Origin of the sequence: Intestinimonas massiliensis (ex Afouda et al. 2020) (genome assembly GCF_900626285.1) — a bacterium.
Classification (GTDB): domain Bacteria; phylum Bacillota; class Clostridia; order Oscillospirales; family Oscillospiraceae; genus Flavonifractor; species Flavonifractor massiliensis_A.
In genome coordinates this window covers 2,663,543-2,683,835 of the sequence record NZ_LR131147.1, presented here as the reverse complement: position 1 = coordinate 2,683,835, position 20,293 = coordinate 2,663,543, and the positions used below count along the sequence as shown (strand labels likewise).

Genomic DNA, 20,293 nt, shown 5'->3' with positions numbered 1-20,293 from the left:
CAGGATAAAAAACCGCCTGCCGGGATTTCCGGCAGGCGGTTTTTTGTGGAAAGATTTACGCGGGCAGGATGCCGATGTAGTGGAGCAGGGAGCAGGTGAGGGCGGCGGCCTCCTCCCGGGTGGCGGCGGAGGTGGGGTCGATGTCCGCCAGGGGCTCCCACAGCAGGTTGATGGTGTTGCCCACCAGCCCCTGCTGGCTGAGGGCCAGCAGCCACACCGATTCCCTGGCCCAGTCGGGATAGGCGGCCAGGGCGGGATCGGAGAGGGCGTCCTCCGACCTTTCCTTCGCGGCCTGGTCCAGGAACAGGTTCAGCTTCTGTCCCAGACGGCCCATGATGGTGATGAACTGCTGGTGATCCACCGGGGCGTCGGGGTTGAAGCGTCCGCCGCCCACGCCCTCCACCAGGCCCATGGCGGCCATGGCGTTGACGGCGGAGCAGTACCAGCTGTCGCCGGACACGTCGGAGAAGCGGCTGGGTCCGGTGTAGGTGCAGTGGATGGCCTGGGCCAGCAGGGCGCACAGCTGGGCCCGGGTGAGCCCGTCGTCGGGCCGGAAGGCGCCGGTGCCGTCGCCCTGCAGGATCTCATAGGTGGCCAGCTGCTGGATCTGGGCCCGGTAGGGGGAATCCGCGATGTCGGAGAAGGTGCGGGCCTCATATTCCGTCAGGCCGTATTTTTCCGCCAGACCGGCGGCGGTAACGGTGGTCCAGCCGTCGCCGGTGCTGCTGGTGCCCTCCAGCAGCTGGACGGTGGCGGGCAGCGCCTCCAGCAGGGCCACAAAGGCGGCCCGGTGTTCCTGGCTGAGGGCGGTGTCCAGATCCACATACCACCGCCAGCCGAAGTCGATGCGCAGGGTGCCCTCCGTGCCGGCCGTGGGGTTGGTGCCGCTGAGCAGCACGGCCACGTCGGGGGCAATGGCCGGGTCCACCAGCAGGTGGGGGAGCAGGCCAATGGTCTGGGCGGTGGTGCCGCTGGCGGAGTACAGCCGGTAGGTGGTGATCTTAAAGGCGTCTCCGTCAGGGAAGTAATCAGGCAGGGAGGACTGGTCAAATACGCTCTGGGCCACGCCCTTGCCGAAGGTGCGCCCGCCCACCAGAATGCCGGCGTTGTTGTCCCGGATGGCGGCGGCGAACAGCTCCGAAGCGCTGGCGGTGTTCTCATCGGTGAGGACGATGGCGGGATAGAGGGTCTGGCTTTCCAGCTGGCTGCCATAGGAGGCAACTTCGCCGGAGCCGTCCAGGAAATAGGTCATCAGAGCAGGGCCGGTAAAGCAGGCAGCGGAAGACATGGCAGCGTTGATCTCCCCGCCGCCGTTGCCCTGCAGATCCACGATCCAGTGATCCGCCTGGCTGCCGTAAGTCTTGATTCCGTCCAGGAAGTGGTCCAGGGTGTCACCACCGAAGGTGTCGCAGTCGATGTAGCCGATGTGGTCGTCCCACAGCTCGCTGTAGGTGGCGGGAATAATGACGGCCTGACGGGTGAGGGTGACGGTGTGCTTTGTCCCGTCCCGCAGATAGGTCACCTGTACCTGGGTGCCCGCCTCCCCCTGAAGCCAGGAGGCGGCCAGCAGCACGTTGTCGCCGGTGGCGTCCTTGCCGTCCACATCTACAATCAGGTCGCCGACCTGCAGTCCGGCCTTGGCGGCGGGGGTGTCCGTATAGACCCGCTGGATCAGCAGCCCCTCCTGGGTGGTCAGCATGGAGAGACCGATACCCACCACGCTCACGTCCTCCATGCTGCCCAGGAACTGGGCATACTCCTCAGCGGTGAGGTACTGGGTGTAGGGGTCCCCCAGGGCCTCCACCATCTGTTGGACGGTGGGCTGTTCCAATACGGACTGGGGGATGTCGTCAATATAGTAATCGCTCAGCAGCTGCCCAAGCTGGATCCCACCCTCATGGAGCTGTTCCAGGCAGACCTGTAAACGATCAGCGGGCCGCCCGCCGGGCGGCCCGCTTTTCCTATCAGCACGCTAGCAATGTCCTGCTGCAGCGTACAAAAGTGCGCAGACCGGAGAAAATTTTTGTCATGTAAAATTTTTAAAAAATAGTTGACAAACGAAAACCGCCGGAGTATAGTGAATTTGTCAAAAGTGAATAACATGCATGGATAGAGGCGCGGAGCGCAAGGTAGCAGCACAATGGCAAGGGCAGGCGAGCCCGATGTGTGTTGTGAATGTCCGTTCCGCCGAAGGGGGACGTGAAACGTACAGCCCTCCCCCTGAGCCGTGGGCCCAGCGCTTACGGATTGTCATGAGTTACATGAAGCGCTATTTGTGTCTGAACGAGAGTTTCCCCTCCCGCGGACATGAGTAGTGTTTTTTTGTTCATGAAGCGCTATCCCGCCGGGAGTATCTCCAAAAGGCGGGATAGCGTTTATTTTTACGAGGAGGCGTGTTATGGAAAAACTTATCATCACCGCGGCCATCTGCGGCGCAGAGGTCACCAAGGAGAACAATCCTGCGGTTCCCTACACGGTGGAGGAAATGGTCCGCGAGGCCAAGAGCGCTTTTGAAGCGGGCGCTGCCGTAATTCACGTCCACGTCCGGGAAGACGACGGCACTCCCACCCAGGACAAGGAACGGTTCCGGGTCGTGATGGATGCCATCAAGGAAGCCTGCCCCGGCGTCATCCTCATCCCCTCTACCGGCGGCGCCACCGGCATGACCCCGGAGGAGCGGCTCCAGCCCACCGAGCTGTGCCCTGAGATGGCCACCCTGGACTGCGGCACCTGCAACTTCGGCGATGATATCTTTGTCAACGACATGCCCACCATGCGTGCCTTCGGCAAGCGCATGATCGAGAACCACATCAAACCCGAGTATGAGTGCTTTGAGATCGGCCATCTGGATACCATCGTGAACATGGCCAAAAAGGGCCTGGTACCCGGCGCCCCCATGCAGTTCAACTTCGTGCTGGGCGTATCCGGCTGCACCCCCGCCACGGTGGGCAACCTGGACTACCTGGTCAAGCAGATCCCCGCCGGCTCCACCTGGACGGTGAGCGGCATCGGCAAGAGCGCCTGGGACATGGCGGCCGCCGGCATCATCATGGGCGGCAACGTCCGGGTGGGCTTTGAGGACAACATCTACCTGGGCAAGGGCCACAAGGCCGCTTCCAATGGCGAGCTGGTAGCCAAGGTGGTCCGGCTGGCCAAGGAGCTGGGCCGCGAGGTCGCCACCCCCGACGAGGCCCGGAAGATCCTCTCCCTGGCCTGAGCATTTCTTAAATTTGTCAGTACATATCTCCCCAACCAAACAAAACGAAACAGGAGGAACTTTCTATGCAGAAGAAAGGCAACAAGTACGGCACTCACCGCGTCATCGAGCCCAAGGGTCTGCTGACCCAGGCCGCCAAGAAGATCGACAACACCATGGAGTGCTACTCCAACGAGATCCTGTGCGACGTGTCCGCCCTGAACATCGACTCCGCTTCCTTCACCCAGATCTACGAAGCCTGCGACAAGGACCTGGCCAAGACCGAGCAGATGATCCTGGACATCGTGGCCGAGCGCGGCAAGATGCAGAACCCCGTCACCGGTTCCGGCGGCATGTTCATCGGCACCGTCAAGGAGATCGGCGAGGACCTGCAGGGCAAGATTGACCTGAAGGTGGGCGACAAGATCGCCTCCCTGGTGTCCCTGTCCCTGACCCCCCTGAAGATCAACAAGATCAAGGCGATCCACCCCGAGATCGACCGGGTGGACGTGGACGCCCAGGCTATCCTGTTCGAGTCCGGCCTGTATGCCAAGCTGCCTGACGACATGAGCGAGGAGCTGGCCCTGGCTGCTCTGGACGTGGCCGGTGCTCCTGCCCAGACCGCCAAGCTGGTGAAGCCCGGTGACTCCGTGCTGATCCTGGGCGGCGCCGGCAAGGGCGGCATGATGTGCTGCTACGAGGCCATGAAGCGCGTCGGCCCCACCGGCAACGTGGTCGCCCTGGTCATCTGCCAGGAGGACGCCGACCTGCTGAAGAGCATGAACCTCTGCCACCACGCCATCGTGGGCTCCGCCACCAACCCGGTGGAGGTGCTGGAGAAGTCCCTGGCCGTCAACGGCGGCAAGGAGTACGACATCTCCATCCTGATCGTCAACGTGCCCGCCTGCGAGATGAGCGCCATCCTCCCCGTCCGGGACAACGGCGTTGTCTACTGCTTCTCCATGGCCACCGACTTCGCCAAGGCCGCCCTGGGCGCCGAGGGCTGCGGCAAGGATGTCACCATGGTCATCGGCAACGGCTACACCAAGGACCACGCCGCCATCACCCTGGCCGAGCTGCGTGAGAATCCCCAGCTGAAGGCCTACTTCGAGAAGAAGTACCTGTAACGGCAGATTTCCCGGGCATCTTCAGCTCGGCCCGCGCGTAAGCGCGCCGCGCCTTTTGGCGCGTCCAAGCGTTTTGCGCAGCAAAACCTTGCCGCAGGGGCAATTCACTTGCCCCGAGGATGTAAAAATCCCGGGGTCCCCGCGCAATGAAATTGCGTGGGGCGCTGCGTGAGAATCCCCAGCTGAAGGCCTGCTTCGAGAAGAAGTACCTGTAATTATAATATAGTAGTTTCCCCGCATTCTGCGGGCAAACAATATTTGATGTGACATTCCCGTGGTACCGCGACCGGCCCGGGCGCCGGTGGAGACACCTCTCCTCCCCCAACCCTGTCCTTCACCGCCGTTTCGGTATGGGAGCCTGACCCGCGGATCTCGCATCCCCACACTGACTTAGAAAGGATGACCTTGTTATGGTAGAGTCCCGCCGTAAGATTCTTTTCCCCAACGTGACCGATGAAGAGTGGAACGACTGGCATTGGCAAGTCAAGAACCGCATCGAGACCCTGGAGGACCTGAAGAAATATGTGGACCTGACCGCTGAGGAAGAGGAGGGCGTCAAGGCCTGCCTGGGCACCCTGCGCATGGCTATCACCCCCTACTACCTGTCCCTGATCCAGCCCGGCGATCCCAAGGATCCTGTCCGGCTGCAGGCCATCCCCACCGCCAAGGAGCTGCACCAGTCCCCCGCCGACCTGCTGGACCCCCTGCACGAGGATGAGGACTCCCCCGCTCCCGGTCTGACCCATCGTTATCCTGACCGCTGCCTGCTCCTGATCACCGACCAGTGCTCCATGTACTGCCGTCACTGCACCCGCCGCCGTTTCGCCGGCCAGCATGACGCCGGCATGCCCATGGATCAGGTAGACCAGGCCATCGAGTACATCCGCAACACTCCCCAGATCCGCGACGTGCTGCTGTCCGGCGGCGACGCCCTGCTGGTGAGCGACGAGCGCCTGGAGTACATCATTGCCAAGCTGCGTGAGATCCCCCACGTGGAGATCGTCCGCATCGGCTCCCGTACCCCCGTGGTGCTGCCTCAGCGTATCACTCCCGAGCTGTGCAACATGCTGAAGAAGTATCACCCCATCTGGCTGAACACCCACTTCAACCACCCCAACGAGATCACTCCCGAGTCCGCCGCCGCGTGCGCCCGTCTGGCTGACGCCGGTATCCCCCTGGGCAACCAGAGCGTGCTGCTGGCCGGCATCAATGACTGCGTCTACACCATGAAGAAGCTGGTCAACGAGCTGGTCAAGATCCGCGTGCGTCCCTACTACATCTATCAGTGCGACCTGTCCATGGGCCTGGAGCACTTCCGTACCCCTGTCAGCAAGGGCATCGAGATCATCGAGGGCCTGCGCGGCCACACCTCCGGCTTCTGCGTGCCCACCTTCGTGGTGGACGCCCCCGGCGGCGGCGGCAAGACCCCGGTCATGCCTCAGTACGTGATTTCCCAGACCCCCCACAAGGTCATCCTCCGCAACTACGAGGGCGTTATCACCACCTACACCGAGCCCGAGCACTACACCGACTGCCAGTGCGACTACTGCACCGGCAAGAAGAAGAAGGAGCTCATGGGTGTGGCTGGTCTGGAGCGTGGCCAGGCCCTGTCCATGGAGCCCGCCAACCTGGAGCGGCATAAGCGTTCCCATCACGAGGAGTAATCATTCCCCAGGGCAAGCAGCGGACCGCCGCCAAATGCGACGGTCCGCTTGCCCCCGTTTTTGAACTGACAAAGAATGGAAGTGATCGATGTTGGAATCTAAGCTGAACCTTGATTTTAAGCTGGTGGACGAGGCCCGGGCTCACGCCTCCCGAGTGGCTGACGATACCCAGCGCTTCATCGACGGCTGCACTACCGTAGCTGTCGAGCGTACCATCTGCCGTCTGCTGGGCATTGATGGTGTGGACTCCGGCGACGTGCCTCTGCCCAACGTAGTGGTGGAGCACCTGCAGGAGAAGGGCGGCCTGCCCCAGGGCGCCGCGTTCTGGATCGGCAACGCCATGGTGGAGACAGGGAAGGATCCCCAGGGCATCGCCGAGGACGTGGCCAACGGTTCTCTGGACCTGACTGCCATCCCCGCCCACAGCGAGGCGGACATCCGCGCCGCTCTGGATCCCATTGTGGAAAAGAGCCTGGCCAAGATCCGCGCCCGCCGCAAGCGCCGCGAGGACTTCATCGCCTCTCACGGCGGCGAGAAGAAGGGTCCCTGGATCTACCTGATCGTGGCCACCGGCAATATCTATGAGGACGTGGTGCAGGCTACCGCCGCCGCCCGCCAGGGCGCCGACGTCATCGCCGTCATCCGTACCACCGGCCAGTCCCTGCTGGACTACGTGCCTTACGGCGCCACCACCGAGGGCTTCGGCGGCACCTACGCCACCCAGGAGAACTTCCGCCTGATGCGTGAGGCCATGGACAAGGTGGGCGAGGAGCTGGGCCGCTACATCCGGGTGTGCAACTACTGCTCCGGCCTGTGCATGCCTGAGATCGCCGCCATGGGCGCCTTCGAGGGCCTGGACGTGATGCTGAACGACGCTCTGTACGGCATCCTGTTCCGCGACATCAACATGCAGCGCACCCTCATCGACCAGTCCTTCTCCCGTGCCATCAACGCCTATGCCGGCGTGGTCATCAACACCGGCGAGGACAACTACCTGACCACCGCCGACGCTGTGGAAGAGGCCCACACCGTGCTGGCCTCCCAGTTCCTCAACGAGGCCTTCGCCCTCCGGGCCGGCCTGCCTGAGGAGCAGATGGGTCTGGGCCACGCCTTCGAGATCGATCCCGACGTGGAGAACGGCTTCCTGTACGAGCTGGCTCAGGCCGAAATGGCCCGCGAGATCTTCCCCAACGCCCCGCTGAAGTACATGCCTCCCACGAAGTTCATGACCGGCAACATCTTCCGCGGCCAGGTTCAGGACGCCCTGTTCAACATGGTGACCATCATGACCAACCAGAAGATCCATCTGCTGGGCATGATGACCGAGGCTATCCACACTCCCTTCCTGTCCGACCGTTTCCTGGCCATCCAGAACGCGCAGTACATCTACCGTACCATGCACGACCTGGGCAACGAGATCGTGTTCAAGGAAGGCGGCATCATGCAGCACCGTGCGGCCGACGTGCTCCACAAGGCCACCGACCTGCTGGGCCAGATCGAGCAGCTGGGTATTTTCGAGACCCTGGAGCGGGGCATTTTCGCCGACATCAAGCGGCCCCGCGACGGCGGCAAGGGCCTGGAAGGCGTCGTGAACAAGGCGCCCGGGTACTTCAACCCCTTCCTGGCTCCCATGATGAAAGGGGGTGCCGGTAAATGAGTTCCGGACTGTATCAAATCCGTGATAAGGACCTGGACACCACCCTGGACCTGACCCGGCTGAAACCCTACGGCGACACCATGAACGACGGCAAGGTGCAGATGTCCTTCACCCTGCCCGTCAAGGACGACGACAAGGGCGCGGCGGCCGCCGTGCTCATCGCCCAGAAGATGGGCCTGGCCGACCCCAACGTGGCGCTCCGTCAGAAGCTGGACGAGGCCTTCACCTTCTATGTGGTGTACGGCTCTCTCACCCATACCATCAACTACAATGAGATCGTGGTGCAGACCGTGGCCGACGAGGCCATGAGCATGGACGAGACCGACGAGTTCCTGAAGGAGCGGCTGGGCCGCAAGCTGGTGGTGGTGGGCGCCTCCACCGGTACCGACGCTCACACCGTGGGCATCGACGCCATCATGAACCGGAAGGGCTTTGCCGGCCACTATGGCCTGGAGCGCTACGAGATGATCGAGGCGTACAACCTGGGTTCCCAGGTGCCCAACGAGGAGTTCCTCCGGAAGGCCGCCGAGGTCAACGCCGATGTGCTGCTGGTCTCCCAGACCGTCACCCAGAAGGACGTCCACATCAAGAACCTGACCGAGCTCATCGAGCTGGCCGAGGCCGAGGGCGTCCGCGAGAAGTATATCTTCTGCTGCGGCGGCGCCCGCATCACCCACGCTCTGGCCAAGGAGCTGGGCTATGACGCCGGTTTCGGCGCCGGCACCTACGCCGACGATGTGGCCACCTTCTGCGCCAAGGAAATGGTCCGCCGTCTGGGCAAGTAATTTCGTTTCCTCTCTTTTCCCCTCTTTTTCTCTGTAAGGACGGCGGGGCTCCGAAAGGAGCCCCGCCGTCCGTCCGTCTGTCAACAAAAAACGGACGCGGGTCTGTGGACCCGCGTCCGTTTTCTCTTCCTTAATACAATTGTCTGATAATATCCACGCACTTGTCGATGCCCAGGGTGCCGCTGTTCAGGGTCAGGTCGTAGTTCTGGGCGTGGCCCCATTTCATGTCGGTATAGAACCGGTGGTAAGCCGCCCGGCGCTTATCCTTGTCCTTCAGGCGCTGCTCAGGCGACTGCTCCCGCTCGCCGTACACCTCTACGATGCGCTTGGCGCGGAAACTCATGTCAGCGTGGATAAAGACTTTCAGGCAGTCCGCCTTATCCCGGAGGATGTAGTCGGCGCACCGGCCCACAATGACGCAGGGTCCTTTCTCCGCCAGTTCGGTGATGATCCGGCACTGGATCTCCCAGATGTAGTCCTCGTTGGTAGATGCGATTCCCCGGTGGGAGAGGGCTGAGGAGAGGAAGCCGCCGGGGGCATACTCGCCGGCCTCCTTGATGTAGTCCTCATTGAAGCCGCTCTCCGCCGCGATCTTCTGGATCAGCTGGCTGTCATAGCAGGGAATATTCAGGGCCTCCGCCACTTTCTTTCCAATGGTGCGCCCGCCGCTGCCGAATTCGCGGCTGATGGTAATGATTCTGTTTTTCATGTTCCATAGCCTCCTTTTATTCTGTCTGTCCGTTTTGCGCCAGCTGGGCCGCGTGGCTCTTCTTCAGGTGGTGATTCTCATACAGGAGCAGGGCCAGAGAGAGGACAAAAGCCAGGCCGTCGGCCACGGGTCCCGTCCACAGGACGCCTTCCACGCCCAGGAACTGGGGCAGGATCAGGGCCGCGGGCACAAAGAAGATGATCTGCCGGGCCAGAGAGAGGATGGCCGACTTCACCGGCTTGCCCACCGCCTGGAGATAGACCGCCGCCATGGTCTGGAACCCGGTCAGGGGGCAGAGCATCAGGAAAATGCGGAAGGCCTTTACCGCGAAATCATTGTAGAGGCCCTCCTCGGAGCCGAACAGGGACACCACCGTCATGGGGGAGAACTGGAAGAGCAGGAAGGCCAGGACGGAGATGACCTCCGAGGCGATGAGGGAGATCTCCAGGGCCTTCTTCACCCGCTTGAAGTTCTTGGCGCCGTAGTTGTAGCCGATAATGGGCTGGGTGCCGGTGGCGATGCCCAGCAGGATGGCGATCATGATCTGGTTGACCTTCATGACGATGCCGGTGGCCGTCAGGGGGATCTCGGCGCCGTAAATGGAGGCGGCGCCGTAGATGGCCAGCAGGTTGTTGGTCAGCGCCATGACGATGGTGATGGCAAACTGGGTAATGAAGCTGCTGAGGCCGAAGGTGACGATATTCCCGCAGGTCCGTCCGCTGGGCCGGAAGGCGGCCTTGGTCAGGCGGACACTCTTGAACCGGGGCATATAGACCACAGACACCACAAAAGAGGCCACCTGACCGATCACCGTGGCGATGGCCGCGCCCTGCACGCCCATGTGGAACACAAAGATGAACACCGGGTCCAGGATCACGTTGAGAACGGCGCCGATGACCATGGAGAACATGGCAAACTTGGGGCTGCCGTCGGCCCGGACCATGGAATTGATGGCGCCGGAGATCATCATGAAGGGCAGGCCGATACCGATGATATAGCCGTACTGCAGGGCGTAGGGGCGAAGCACGTCAGTAGCGCCGAACAGGTTCAGAATGGGATTGATGAAGATCAGAAAGACTGCCGCCAGGACGATGCTGACGATCACCACAAGGGTAACTGCGTTGCCCACGCCTTTTCTCGCCGTGTCCACCTTGCCCTCGCCCAGTTTCAGGCTGAGAAAGGCGGCGCCGCCGTTGCCGATCATCATGGCCAGGGCCAGGGCGACGATGGTAATGGGAAATACGATGTTCGTGGCGCCGTTGCCCAGATAGCCCACGCCCCAGCCGATGAAGATCTGGTCCACGATGTTGTACAGGGAATTGACCAACAGCGCGATGACGCTGGGAACGGCAAATTTCAGAATCAACCGTCCGATCGGTTCTGTTGCGAAGGGACTTTTCCCTTCCGGTACTGCTTTTTCCATGTTGTTGTCCTCCTCCATATAAGTAACAGGTTACCTATTTGGGCAAAAAAAGAAGGCGGCGCACCGAGTTTCCTCCTCGGCGTGCCGCCTTTGGAATTCACTTGTTTTCCGGGCCGATCCGGTCCAGCAGCAGGTCGATGAGCTCCATCAGCCGTTCCTTTTCCTCTCCGGAAAAGTCACTGCACAGCTCCTCCACCACTTCTGCATCCTGGGCCAGGATCAGGCGGTGAATACCGGCTGACCGCTGGGTGCAGGTGACCTTTTTGTACCTATGGTCCTTCTGGCTGGGCACACACCGGATAAAGCCCTTGCTCTCCAGCCGCTGAAGCATCTTGGTCATGGCCGGATGGGTCACATGCTCGATCCGCTCCAGATCATTCTGGTGGATCTCCTCTTTTCCCGCTGCCTCCAACCGGCTCACCGAGCCCAGCACCCGGAGCTGCACGGAGGTCAGCCCCATGGCGGCGGCTTTTTCGTCCATCCGCCTGCGGAACTCCCGGTTGATGATCGCGATTTTCAGGCCAAAGGGCATCAGACCTGGCATGCTCCCACCTCGTTCAAATAAGTAACCAGTTACATATTATCTCTATTCTCCCGGTTTGTCAAGACTGGACGCTGTCCAGCAGAGCGGACCGGCGGGCCTTGAGGCCCTCCAATTCCAGGTCCAGGCTGTCCTCCGCCGCCTCCAGGGTGTGAACGGCGGCCTGGACCTTTCCCTGCACCTCGGACACCCCTCTCTGGGCGTCGTGGATGTTGGACTGCACATACCAGTCCACGAAAATACCGTCAAAGAAGTAGTCGGCAAAGGTGGCGAAGGAGCCGATGGAGATGTCGGGGATCTGGATATTCCCCACGTCGGCCAGCTCGGTGCGGAAGTCGGACAGGGCCCGCTGGACCTGCCGCAGGCCGTCCTGGGCGTCATCCATATGGCCGTGTTTGATGGCGGTAGAGAGCAGCCCGCCCCCCAGCATATCCCACATGCCCCAGCCTTCGGCGCTGTCCAGACTGTTGACCACCTGCTCGATGGCGGTCTCGGCCCGCCGGCCGGCGAAAAGGGCCTCCCGCACCTCCCGGAGCTGATGCTCCAGCTCCGCCTGCCGCCGGTCCATCTCCAGCAGCTGTTCTCCGGTCTCACCGCCCAGCTCCTTGAGCAGCTTGGCCTTGGCCTGACTGAGGGCCTCCAGCCTCTGCTGGACCTGCTTCAGCTCCTCCTGCTGGCCCCGCAGCTCCCGGATCTTTCCGTCCAGGTATTCCAGGTCGGACATGGCCTGGTCATACTGGTACTTGGCGGCCATGGCCTCCCGCCGCTCTTTGGTGAGCCGTTCCTCCATGTTCCCGGTAAGGCCGATGAAAAAAGCCCGCAGACCGCCCTGCTCCAGCTTGTCCACGTCGTCCTGTTCCTTGCGGTAGATGGCGCCGGTCTCCGCCACCCGCTGCTGCCGCTCGTTCCGCTGCCGCTCCAGCTCCGCCAGCTGGGCCCCTGCCCGGCTCAGCCGGGAGGCCTGCTCGGTAAGTTCCGTCCATGTCTTGTTGATCTTCTCCAGTCTGGGATCCATTCCATTCCCCTCCTTTTCCTTTATTCTACGGGTTACGTCAAAAAAGCGCAAGGAGATTTGCTGGACTTGACCGTGAAAATCACGTAAAATAGGAATACCTTATTTAAAAGGAGTAGTTCTATGGAGAGCATCATCCAGATTCTGGCCCGGGAGCTGGGCCAGAAGGAGACATATATCCGGAACGTGGTCACTCTCATCGACGAGGGCAACACCATTCCCTTCATCGCCCGCTATCGCAAGGAGCTCCACGGCGGCATGGACGACACCACCCTGCGCAACCTGGCCGACCGGCTGCAGTACCTGCGGAACCTGGACAAGCGGCGGGAGGAAGTGAAGGCCTCCATCGAGAGCCAGGGCAAGCTGACGGAGGAGCTGGCCGCCGCCATCGACGCCGCCGCCACCCTGGCGGAGGTGGAAGACCTGTACCTGCCCTACAAGCCCAAGCGGCGCACCCGGGCCACCATGGCCAAGGAAAAGGGGCTGGAACCTCTGGCGGCTGCCCTGTTCGCCCTGGGTCCCCAGGTGGATCCCCAGGCTCTGGCGGAGCAGTATGTGGACCCGGACAAGGGGGTGGAGACGGCGGAGGCCGCTCTCCAGGGGGCCAGCGACATCATCGCCGAGGCGGTCTCCGACGACGCCAACGTCCGCAAGCGCCTGCGGGACCTGTACCTCCGCCAGGGGGTGCTGGTGTCCCGGGCGGCGGAAAAGGAGCCGGAGGATACCGTCTACCGGCTGTACTACGATTTCCGCACCCCGGTGAACCGGGCCATGGGCCACCAGGTGCTGGCCATCAACCGGGGAGAGCGGGAGAATATTTTAAAGGTAAGCGTGGAGCTGGACGACGAGACCGCCCGTATCGCGGTGCGCCGGGCGGTGGTGCCCGGCCGGGCGGCCATGGAGTTTGTCCGTGCCGCGGCGGACGACGCCTGGGATCGGCTCCTGAAGCCCTCCCTGGAGCGGGAGATCCGCAATACCCTGACCGAGCAGGCCGACGAGGGGGCCATCAGGATGTTCGGCCTCAACCTGAAGCCCCTGCTGATGCAGCCCCCGGTGAAGGGATTTGTCACCATGGGCCTGGACCCGGGCTACCGCAACGGCTGCAAGGTGGCAGTGGTGGACCCCACCGGCAAGGTGCTGGACACGGCGGTGGTGTATCCCACCTTTAACGAAAGGAAAAAGCAGGAGGCCATCGACGTGCTCTCCAGACTCATCAGAAAGCACGGCGTGGCCCACATCGCCATCGGCAACGGCACCGCCAGCCGGGAGACCGAGCAGATGACGGTGGAGCTCATCAAAAAAATGGGCGGCGGGGTCAGCTATATGATCGTCAACGAGGCGGGGGCCTCGGTGTACTCCGCCTCCAAGCTGGCCGCCGAGGAGTTCCCCGACTACGACGTGAACCTGCGTTCCGCCGTGTCCATCGCCCGGCGGCTCCAGGACCCCCTGGCCGAGCTGGTGAAGATCGACCCCAAGTCCATCGGCGTGGGACAGTACCAGCACGACATGCCCCAGGCCCGGCTGGACGAGACCCTGGGCGGCGTGGTGGAGGACTGCGTCAACAGCGTGGGCGTGGATCTGAACACCGCCTCCGCCCCCCTGCTGTCCTATGTGGCGGGGCTGAACCACACCACCGCCAGGAACATCGTCAAATTCCGGGAGGAGAACGGAGCTTTCACCACCCGGAAGCAGGTACTGAAGGTGCCCAAGCTGGGTCCCAAGGCCTTTGAGCAGTGCGCCGGCTTCCTGCGGGTGCCCGAGAGCAAGAACGTGCTGGACCGCACCGGGGTCCACCCGGAGAGCTATGATGCGGCCCAGAAGCTGCTGGAGCTGTGCGGTTACACGGTCAAGGATGTGGCGGCAGGGGCTATCTCCGGGCTGCGGGAGAAGGTGCAGGCCTGCGGCCCCGAAAAGGCGGCAGAAACCTGCGGCGTGGGCCTGCCCACTCTGAAGGATATCGTGGACGAGCTGATGAAGCCCGGCCGGGACCCCCGGGACGAGCTGCCCAAGCCCATCCTCCGCACCGACGTGCTGGAGATGAAGGACCTGAAGCCGGGCATGGAGCTGACGGGCACGGTGCGCAACGTCATCGACTTCGGCGTGTTCGTGGACATCGGGGTCCACCAGGACGGGCTGGTCCACATCTCCCAGCTGTCCAACCGGCGGGTACGCCACCCCAGCGAAGTGTGCGCCGTGGGGGACATCGTCACCGTCTGGGTGCTGGAGGTGGACGAGAAGAAAAAGCGCATCTCCCTGACCATGAAGAAGCCCAAGGAGGCGGTGGTATGATCCTCAGCTTTGACCAGGCAGGCGACCTGTTGGACCAGATGGCGGAGGAATTTCCGGAGGCGTTCTATCAGGAGCTCAACGGCGGCATCTCCCTGCTGCCCGAGGCCAGGGAGGACCCAGAGGGAGAGGACCTCTACATCATGGGGGAGTACTGCAACGACATGATGGGCAGATATATCAACCTCTACTACGGCTCCTTCGCCGCCCTGGCGGAGCAGGAAAACTGGACGGAGGAGGACTGGGAGGACGAGCTGTACACCACCCTGTCCCACGAATTCACCCACCACATCGAGGGCCTGGCCGGAGAGCGGGGCCTGGAGATCAAGGATGAGCTGGAAATGGAGGAATACCGCCGGGAGCGGGAGCACTAAGAAAAAAGGTGCCGGACGTCAAACGTCCGGCACCTTTTTACTCATACAGGGGGATCACGGCGAAGAAGATCAGGTCCTCCGTGCCGTTGTTGATGAGGGAGTGGGTATGGCCCTCCGGGCAGTAGTGGCAGTCGCCGGGGGCCAGGGGCTCCTCCCCGCCGTCATACAGGGCCTTCCCCGTGCCGGACAGGACATACACCACCTCGCTGCTGCCCACGTGGGTGTGCAGGCCGATGGAGGCCCCGGGCGCCAGCCGGCCATGCATGATGCGGGCCTTTTCGTCGTTGTACAGCTTGGCATAGGTGACCTTTTCGCCCCCCTTGAACTGGGGGATCTCCTCTTCCACCATCTCAGAAAAATTGATTTTCATTCCTCTTTCCTCCTTACAGAACCACACCGAAGCGCTCCGACAGGTCCTGGAGCCCCTCCTGGATCTCGTCCCGGCCAAAGCCGGCCTCCTCCAGCTGGGCGTCGCTCAGTTCGTTGAGCCGGGCGTAAAAATCCACCCCGGCCTCCAGACAGCCCAGGCCGCCCTCCTCGGCGGTCTCAAACAGCAGGTCCTCCGCGCCGCACAGGTCCCCCACCTCCAGCCGGCGCATCAGCTCCCCGTGGAGCCCGTCGGCCGTCTCGTCGCCTGACGGGACGTAGTCCGTCCCCTCCTTATGAAATACCAGCATGGCGATGGACCGGGCCATCGCCTCCACCTGGCGCATCAGCCAGTCTTCCGTTACCATGGCAGCTGCCTCCTTTTATAAATTCCGTACCAGTTTCACCGCCACCCCGATGATCCGGGCGGCCCCCGTCTCAAAGTCGCGCAGGGGAATGATCTTGGGCTCGTAGTCCGGGTTCTCCGGCTGAAGGATAACCACGCCCTTCTGCACCCGGAACCGCTTCAGGGTGGCGTCCTCCCCATCCACCAGACAGGCCACGATCTGGCCGTTCTCGGCGGTCTCCTGCCGCCGGAGCAGCACCAGATCCCCCTCCCGGATACCGGCATTGATCATGCTGTTGCCGGTGACCCGCAGATAAAAGCACTCCTCCGGGTCAGGCACATTGGCCGCCGCATACCCCTCCAGGTCCTGCTGGGCCAGCAGAGGGGTACCCGCCCGTATGGTACCCAGAATGGGCACCACCGAGGTCTCCATCGGCTGGGGCGCCGGGACCCGGGGCACATCAAAGCCCTGGAGCCACAGGGGGTCTACCCCCAGGGCACGGGCCATGGCCGCGGCGGTGCCGATCTTGGGCTCCCGCTGACCCAGCACGTAGCGATTGAGCGTCTGAGGATTCATATGCAGACGCTCTCCAAGCTGCTCATAACTCAGGCCCTGTTCCGCCATTACGGTGCGCAAGCGGGCCCCAATGCTGCTCTCCTGCTTCACCTGCTTTCCCCTCCCTGTCCCATTTTACGGGCTATTCTATCATATTTCATCACCAAACGCAACATGTTTCGACAATTTTCCATTGACTTTCATCTCCATTCGGTGCTATCATAGTTTTACATTAGAACTTGTGTTCTAATTACTGTTCTTCGTTCGACACCGTTCGGAGATAGCCGCAAATAAAAATGCCCCGCCTATCGGCGAGACATTTTTGGTGGAGGAGGGTGGATTCGAACCACCGAAGCGAATCGCAACAGATTTACAGTCTGCCCCCTTTGGCCACTCGGGAACTCCTCCATATGAAGTTGAACGATGGAGCTGGTGGACGGACTCGAACCCCCGACCTGCTGATTACAAATCAGCTGCTCTACCAACTGAGCTACACCAGCATATCAGCTCGTCCACAGCGAAGGTTATTTTATCAGAAAGGGTGTGTTTTGTCAAGGGAAAGTCCGATCTTTTTTCATCTTTTTTTGAGGAGGGACAGGAGATCCGGGTTCTGGTTTGGACGGACCCGCTGCGGGACATGCAGCGGGTCCCGCCGGCAGGCTGGTGCCGCCGGTGCCGGAGCGAGCTGTACGGGCAGGAACGGGATGTGTGTACCGGCTGTCTGGCGGTCATCCGGCAGGAGGAAAGGGAGGAGAAGCATGACCTTATTGGAGCTTTCAGTGGAGTACCGCGCCAGCGCCGCCGCGCTTCGGGAGCGGGCCCTGCTGCTGGAGAACCAGCAGCGGGAGGAGTGGGACGAGGGCAGACGGATGCGGCTGGAAGACCGTATCAAGATGCTGCGGACCATGTGGCGGGAGGCCAGGGATCTGGCGGTCCTGTGTGAGCGGTATTATGAGAGGGGGTACCGGCGCAATGTCAAATACACGCTATAGAAGAGGCGGCATGTACGCCGCGGACATGGCGGCCTATTCCCGGGCCATGGCGGCGGACAATTCTCAGCAGATGGCCCGGCTCAAGCGCAACCTGGTGCGGGCCCTGCAGGAGGACGTCACCCCCCGGCAGCGGGAATTTCTGCTGCTCTATTACGGCGAACAGCTGAATATGCGGCAGATCGGGGAGCGTCTGGGGGTGGACAAGTCCACCGTCTCCCGCACCATCAAGCGGGGAGAGGCCCGGCTCCGCCGCTGCCTGCGCTACGGGGCGGAGGCCTTTCTGGAGCGGCCTGACGATTAGCCCGCCAGCATTTTCTACATCCGCCGCCTGGCTGGGCGGTTGAAATTGGTCCCCCTTCCGTGATATACTGTCTCCCGAACGAAATGTGACGTTTTTCGCAGAGGGAGGCCAAAGGCATTGGAACTCAATCTATCTCAGAAGCAGACGCAGACGCTTTCCCCCCAGATGATGCAGTCCATGGAGGTTCTGCAGATGGGCTCCCAGGAGCTTCTGGAATACATCGAGGAGGCCGTGCAGGAAAACCCGGTGCTGGAGTCGGAGCAGAATTATGATAAGCAGGACGAATTCTCTGTCCTCCGCCGGAAGTTGGAGTGGCTGGAATCCACTGACCCTCAGAATCGGTACTACCACCAGCAGGACACCGAGGAGGAAACCGACCCGCTGAACAATTACGGCACTGTGCGGGACGACGATGAAAATCTGTACTACTATGTGTCCTCTCAGCTGAAGGTCCTGGATCTGGAGCCAGAGGTTATGGACGCCGGGATCTTCCTGGTGGAAAGCCTGAACCAAAACGGCTGGCTGGATGAGCCGCTGGCCGACCTGGCCGCCGACTTCGGCTGCTCCCTGGAGGTCATGGAGCGGGCCCTGGATGCGGTGCAGTCCCTGGAGCCTGCGGGTGTGGGCGCCCGGGACCTGTCCGAGTGCCTGCGGCTTCAGCTGGTCCGCCGCACCCCGGTGGACCAGCTGGCGGTGCGCATTGTGGACGGCTATCTGGACGCCCTGTCCAAGAGCCGGTACGGGCTGATCGCCCGGGAGCTGAAGGTCACCCAGGAGGAGGTGCGCTCATCCTGCGACCGGATCCGCAAGCTCAACCCCCGCCCCGGCACCGGCTTTGCCGCCCGGGAAAACCTGACCTATATCAATCCGGACATCATCGTGGTCAGCTTCCCCGACCACTTTGAGCTGCTGACCAACGACTACTACTTCCCCTCCCTGAACATCAGCGGATACTACACCCGGCTGATGAAGGAGAGCGAGGATGAGCACGTCAAGGAGTATCTGACCGGAAAGGTGCGGCAGGCCAAGTGGATGGTGAAGGCCATCGAGCAGCGGCGCTCCACCCTGATGGCCTGCGCCGAGTGCATCCTGGACTTCCAGGAGGCCTTCTTCCGCAAGGGGCCCGGCCACCTGGTCCCCCTGTCCCTGGCCGACGTGGCCGACCGGATCGGGGTCCACGAATCCACTGTCAGTCGGGCCACCAAGGACAAGTACATCCAGTGCTCCATGGGGGTCTACCCCCTGAGCTATTTCTTTTCCCGCAGTCTGGGCCCCGTTTCCGCCGGGGAGGAGGCCGCCTCTCCCGACGCGGCCAAGGCGCTGCTCAAGAAGCTCATCGCCGGGGAGGACAAGAAAAAGCCCCTGTCCGACCAGAAGCTGTGCCAGCTGATGGCCGCCCAGGGCTGCACCCTCTCCCGGCGCACTGTGGCCAAGTACCGGGACGAGCTGCACATCCCCAGCACCACCGGCCGGAAACAGTATGAATGAGGGAGAGAACGGACAGAATGCAGTATCAAGCGGTCTTTTTTGACTTTGACTATACCCTGGGCGATGGGACCGAGGCCATTGTGGCCGGGTTCCGGTACGCCTTTTCCAAAATGGGGCTGCCCGAACCGGGCTATGAGGCGGTACGGCGCACCATCGGCATGACGCTGGAGGATGAATACACCCACCTATCCGGGGATGCCGACCCCCAGAACCGGGCCAGATTCCGGGTGCTCTACACCGAGAAGGCCGGCCCCATGCAGGTGGAGACCGTCCGGCTGTATCCGGGCGCGGTGGAGCTGCTCACCGCCCTCCATCAGGCGGGCGTGCCGGTGGGCGTGGTCAGCACCAAGCGGGGCGATACCCTGCGGGCCATCCTGGAGGCCAGAGATGTGGCTTCCCTGTTTGCCTCCATCACCGGCGGCGACCAGGTGAAGCACCCCAAACCCGATCCGGAGGGTCTGCTGGCTGCCATCGCCGCCCAGGGGCTGACCCCGGAGCAGGTCCTGTACTGCGGAGACACCACCATCGACGGGGAGACCGCCCGGCGGGCGGGCGCCTCCTTCTGCGCGGTACTCAACGGCACCACCACCGCCGCCGATTTCCAGGCCTCCGGCCTGCCCTGCACCCACATTGCCCCCGACCTGGGAGAGCTGCGCCAGTGGCTGGGCCTCAACTGAACGCAGTCAGGACCCCCGGCTAAGCCGGGGGCTTGAGTAAGCCCTAGAAGGGCACAATACGGACAACGCCCCTAAAGGGGCCGCGAATGGGTCGGCCAACTGCATTGCTGACTCATGGCCGGCCCCTGAAGGGGCTATTTTTATGCCTTGGGATTCTTGCTACCCGTAAACGGGTCGATAAATTCCTTGATGCTGATCTGGTCTGCAATCCGGTCCTCCTCTAATTGATGCCGGATGTACTCCTGTATCTGCTTCTTATTGCGCCCCACTGTATCCACATAATACCCTCTTGCCCAGAAATGCCGGTCTCCGTACTTGTATTTTAAATTCGCATGCCGGTCGAATATCATGAGACTGCTTTTCCCTTTGAGATACCCCATGATTTGTGATACACTGTACCTGGGCGGTATGCTGATTAGCATGTGAATATGATCCGGACACGCTTCTGCTTCTATAATTTCCACACCTTTTTGCTCACACAATTTCCGCAGAATTTGTCCGATATCCTTCTTGATTTGTCCATATATCGCTAGCCGTCTATATTTGGGCGCGAATACGATATGGTATTGACATCTCCATGTCGTATGTTGCAAACTCCCTATATCTTTTTCTTTCATCGAAAAAACCTCCTGGTTCTTTGGTGTTGCAGTTGGCCGACCGCAACTTCCATTCTACCAGAAGGTTTTTTCACTATATAATTCTTTTTACTCTCCCCAGCATAGCTGGGGGTTGTCGTTGCGCTGAAGCGGTAACAACCCAAGACGCGCCGCGGAAGATATCTTCCGCGGCGCGT

Annotated in this window: 20 protein-coding genes, 2 tRNA genes and 1 riboswitch; of the genes, 11 read left to right on the top strand and 11 right to left on the bottom strand. The window is 61.8% G+C overall.

Annotated features, from left to right (window positions below):
* Positions 1-55 precede the first annotated feature (55 nt).
* The gene (locus E0E41_RS13250; protein WP_242623783.1) at positions 56-1,831 is read right to left on the bottom strand and encodes a S41 family peptidase; all 1,776 of its coding nucleotides are present in this window, start codon (positions 1,829-1,831) and stop codon (positions 56-58) included.
* Positions 1,832-2,102: 271 nt separating this feature from the next.
* Positions 2,103-2,280: riboswitch (Lysine riboswitch) on the top strand.
* 118 nt (positions 2,281-2,398) lie between these two features.
* Between E0E41_RS13250 and E0E41_RS13245 the strand changes: the two genes are divergently transcribed.
* The 5 genes from E0E41_RS13245 (at position 2,399) to E0E41_RS13225 (ending at position 8,429) form a co-directional block, all read left to right on the top strand.
* Positions 2,399-3,217 (top strand): 3-keto-5-aminohexanoate cleavage protein, encoded by an 819-nt coding sequence (locus E0E41_RS13245; RefSeq protein WP_130870283.1) that lies wholly within the window; start codon positions 2,399-2,401, stop codon positions 3,215-3,217.
* Between the two features lie 65 nt (positions 3,218-3,282).
* Entirely contained in the window at positions 3,283-4,323 is a 1,041-nt protein-coding gene (locus E0E41_RS13240) for an L-erythro-3,5-diaminohexanoate dehydrogenase (protein ID WP_130870282.1), read from the top strand.
* Between the two features lie 410 nt (positions 4,324-4,733).
* A complete protein-coding gene (gene ablA / locus E0E41_RS13235; protein WP_130870281.1) occupies positions 4,734-5,987 on the top strand; it encodes a lysine 2,3-aminomutase in 1,254 nt (417 codons plus the stop codon).
* A gap of 88 nt (positions 5,988-6,075) precedes the next feature.
* Positions 6,076-7,644, top strand: a complete 1,569-nt coding sequence (locus tag E0E41_RS13230; protein ID WP_130870280.1) for a lysine 5,6-aminomutase subunit alpha — start codon at positions 6,076-6,078, stop codon at positions 7,642-7,644.
* Positions 7,641-8,429 carry an OAM dimerization domain-containing protein gene (locus E0E41_RS13225; protein ID WP_130870279.1) on the top strand — a complete coding sequence of 263 codons (789 nt, stop codon included), beginning with the start codon at positions 7,641-7,643 and terminating at the stop codon, positions 8,427-8,429. The genes E0E41_RS13230 and E0E41_RS13225 overlap by 4 nt, the downstream gene beginning before the upstream one ends.
* Positions 8,430-8,559: 130 nt before the next feature.
* Here the strand turns inward: E0E41_RS13225 and E0E41_RS13220 are convergent, their stop codons facing one another.
* The 4 genes from E0E41_RS13220 to E0E41_RS18560 all read right to left on the bottom strand — a co-directional run bounded on the left by E0E41_RS13220 (position 8,560) and on the right by E0E41_RS18560 (position 12,117).
* Positions 8,560-9,138, bottom strand: a complete 579-nt coding sequence (locus E0E41_RS13220; protein WP_130870278.1) for an AAA family ATPase — start codon at positions 9,136-9,138, stop codon at positions 8,560-8,562.
* A gap of 16 nt (positions 9,139-9,154) precedes the next feature.
* A complete protein-coding gene (locus tag E0E41_RS13215) occupies positions 9,155-10,561 on the bottom strand; it encodes an MATE family efflux transporter (protein WP_130870277.1) in 1,407 nt (468 codons plus the stop codon).
* Between the two features lie 97 nt (positions 10,562-10,658).
* Positions 10,659-11,105, bottom strand: a complete 447-nt coding sequence (locus tag E0E41_RS13210; protein ID WP_130870276.1) for a MarR family winged helix-turn-helix transcriptional regulator — start codon at positions 11,103-11,105, stop codon at positions 10,659-10,661.
* A gap of 58 nt (positions 11,106-11,163) precedes the next feature.
* Positions 11,164-12,117 carry a hypothetical protein gene (locus tag E0E41_RS18560; protein ID WP_165450550.1) on the bottom strand — a complete coding sequence of 318 codons (954 nt, stop codon included), beginning with the start codon at positions 12,115-12,117 and terminating at the stop codon, positions 11,164-11,166.
* Positions 12,118-12,237: 120 nt separating this feature from the next.
* Here E0E41_RS18560 and E0E41_RS13205 point away from each other — a divergent pair, with 120 nt between their 5' ends.
* Positions 12,238-14,403, top strand: coding sequence for a Tex family protein (locus E0E41_RS13205; RefSeq protein ID WP_130870275.1), 2,166 nt, complete (start codon positions 12,238-12,240; stop codon positions 14,401-14,403).
* Complete coding sequence (locus tag E0E41_RS13200; RefSeq protein WP_130870274.1) at positions 14,400-14,774, top strand: metallopeptidase family protein; 375 nt, start codon at positions 14,400-14,402, stop codon at positions 14,772-14,774. The genes E0E41_RS13205 and E0E41_RS13200 overlap by 4 nt, the downstream gene beginning before the upstream one ends.
* A 37-nt stretch (positions 14,775-14,811) precedes the next feature.
* Here E0E41_RS13200 and E0E41_RS13195 read toward each other — a convergent pair whose 3' ends face one another.
* From E0E41_RS13195 to E0E41_RS13175, 5 genes are all read right to left on the bottom strand, one after another.
* Entirely contained in the window at positions 14,812-15,144 is a 333-nt protein-coding gene (locus E0E41_RS13195) for a cupin domain-containing protein (protein WP_130870273.1), read from the bottom strand.
* Positions 15,145-15,157: 13 nt separating this feature from the next.
* A complete protein-coding gene (locus E0E41_RS13190) occupies positions 15,158-15,508 on the bottom strand; it encodes a DUF6483 family protein (RefSeq protein WP_130870272.1) in 351 nt (116 codons plus the stop codon).
* 15 nt (positions 15,509-15,523) lie between these two features.
* A complete protein-coding gene (locus E0E41_RS13185; RefSeq protein WP_130870271.1) occupies positions 15,524-16,153 on the bottom strand; it encodes a LexA family protein in 630 nt (209 codons plus the stop codon).
* A 212-nt stretch (positions 16,154-16,365) separates the two neighbouring features.
* Positions 16,366-16,450: transfer RNA gene (locus E0E41_RS13180), tRNA-Tyr, on the bottom strand.
* 16 nt (positions 16,451-16,466) lie between these two features.
* Positions 16,467-16,542 (bottom strand) — tRNA-Thr (locus tag E0E41_RS13175).
* A 258-nt stretch (positions 16,543-16,800) separates the two neighbouring features.
* Between E0E41_RS13175 and E0E41_RS13170 the strand changes: the two genes are divergently transcribed.
* From E0E41_RS13170 to E0E41_RS13155, 4 genes are all read left to right on the top strand, one after another.
* Positions 16,801-17,034 (top strand): hypothetical protein, encoded by a 234-nt coding sequence (locus E0E41_RS13170; protein ID WP_130870270.1) that lies wholly within the window; start codon positions 16,801-16,803, stop codon positions 17,032-17,034.
* Between the two features lie 10 nt (positions 17,035-17,044).
* Complete coding sequence (locus tag E0E41_RS13165) at positions 17,045-17,335, top strand: sigma-70 family RNA polymerase sigma factor (RefSeq protein ID WP_242623782.1); 291 nt, start codon at positions 17,045-17,047, stop codon at positions 17,333-17,335.
* Positions 17,336-17,452: 117 nt separating this feature from the next.
* Positions 17,453-18,823 carry an RNA polymerase factor sigma-54 gene (rpoN, locus tag E0E41_RS13160; RefSeq protein WP_130870269.1) on the top strand — a complete coding sequence of 457 codons (1,371 nt, stop codon included), beginning with the start codon at positions 17,453-17,455 and terminating at the stop codon, positions 18,821-18,823.
* Between the two features lie 17 nt (positions 18,824-18,840).
* Positions 18,841-19,500 carry an HAD family hydrolase gene (locus E0E41_RS13155; RefSeq protein ID WP_130870268.1) on the top strand — a complete coding sequence of 220 codons (660 nt, stop codon included), beginning with the start codon at positions 18,841-18,843 and terminating at the stop codon, positions 19,498-19,500.
* A gap of 140 nt (positions 19,501-19,640) precedes the next feature.
* Here E0E41_RS13155 and tnpA read toward each other — a convergent pair whose 3' ends face one another.
* A complete protein-coding gene (gene tnpA, locus E0E41_RS13150; RefSeq protein WP_130869097.1) occupies positions 19,641-20,117 on the bottom strand; it encodes an IS200/IS605 family transposase in 477 nt (158 codons plus the stop codon).
* Positions 20,118-20,293: the final 176 nt, after the last annotated feature.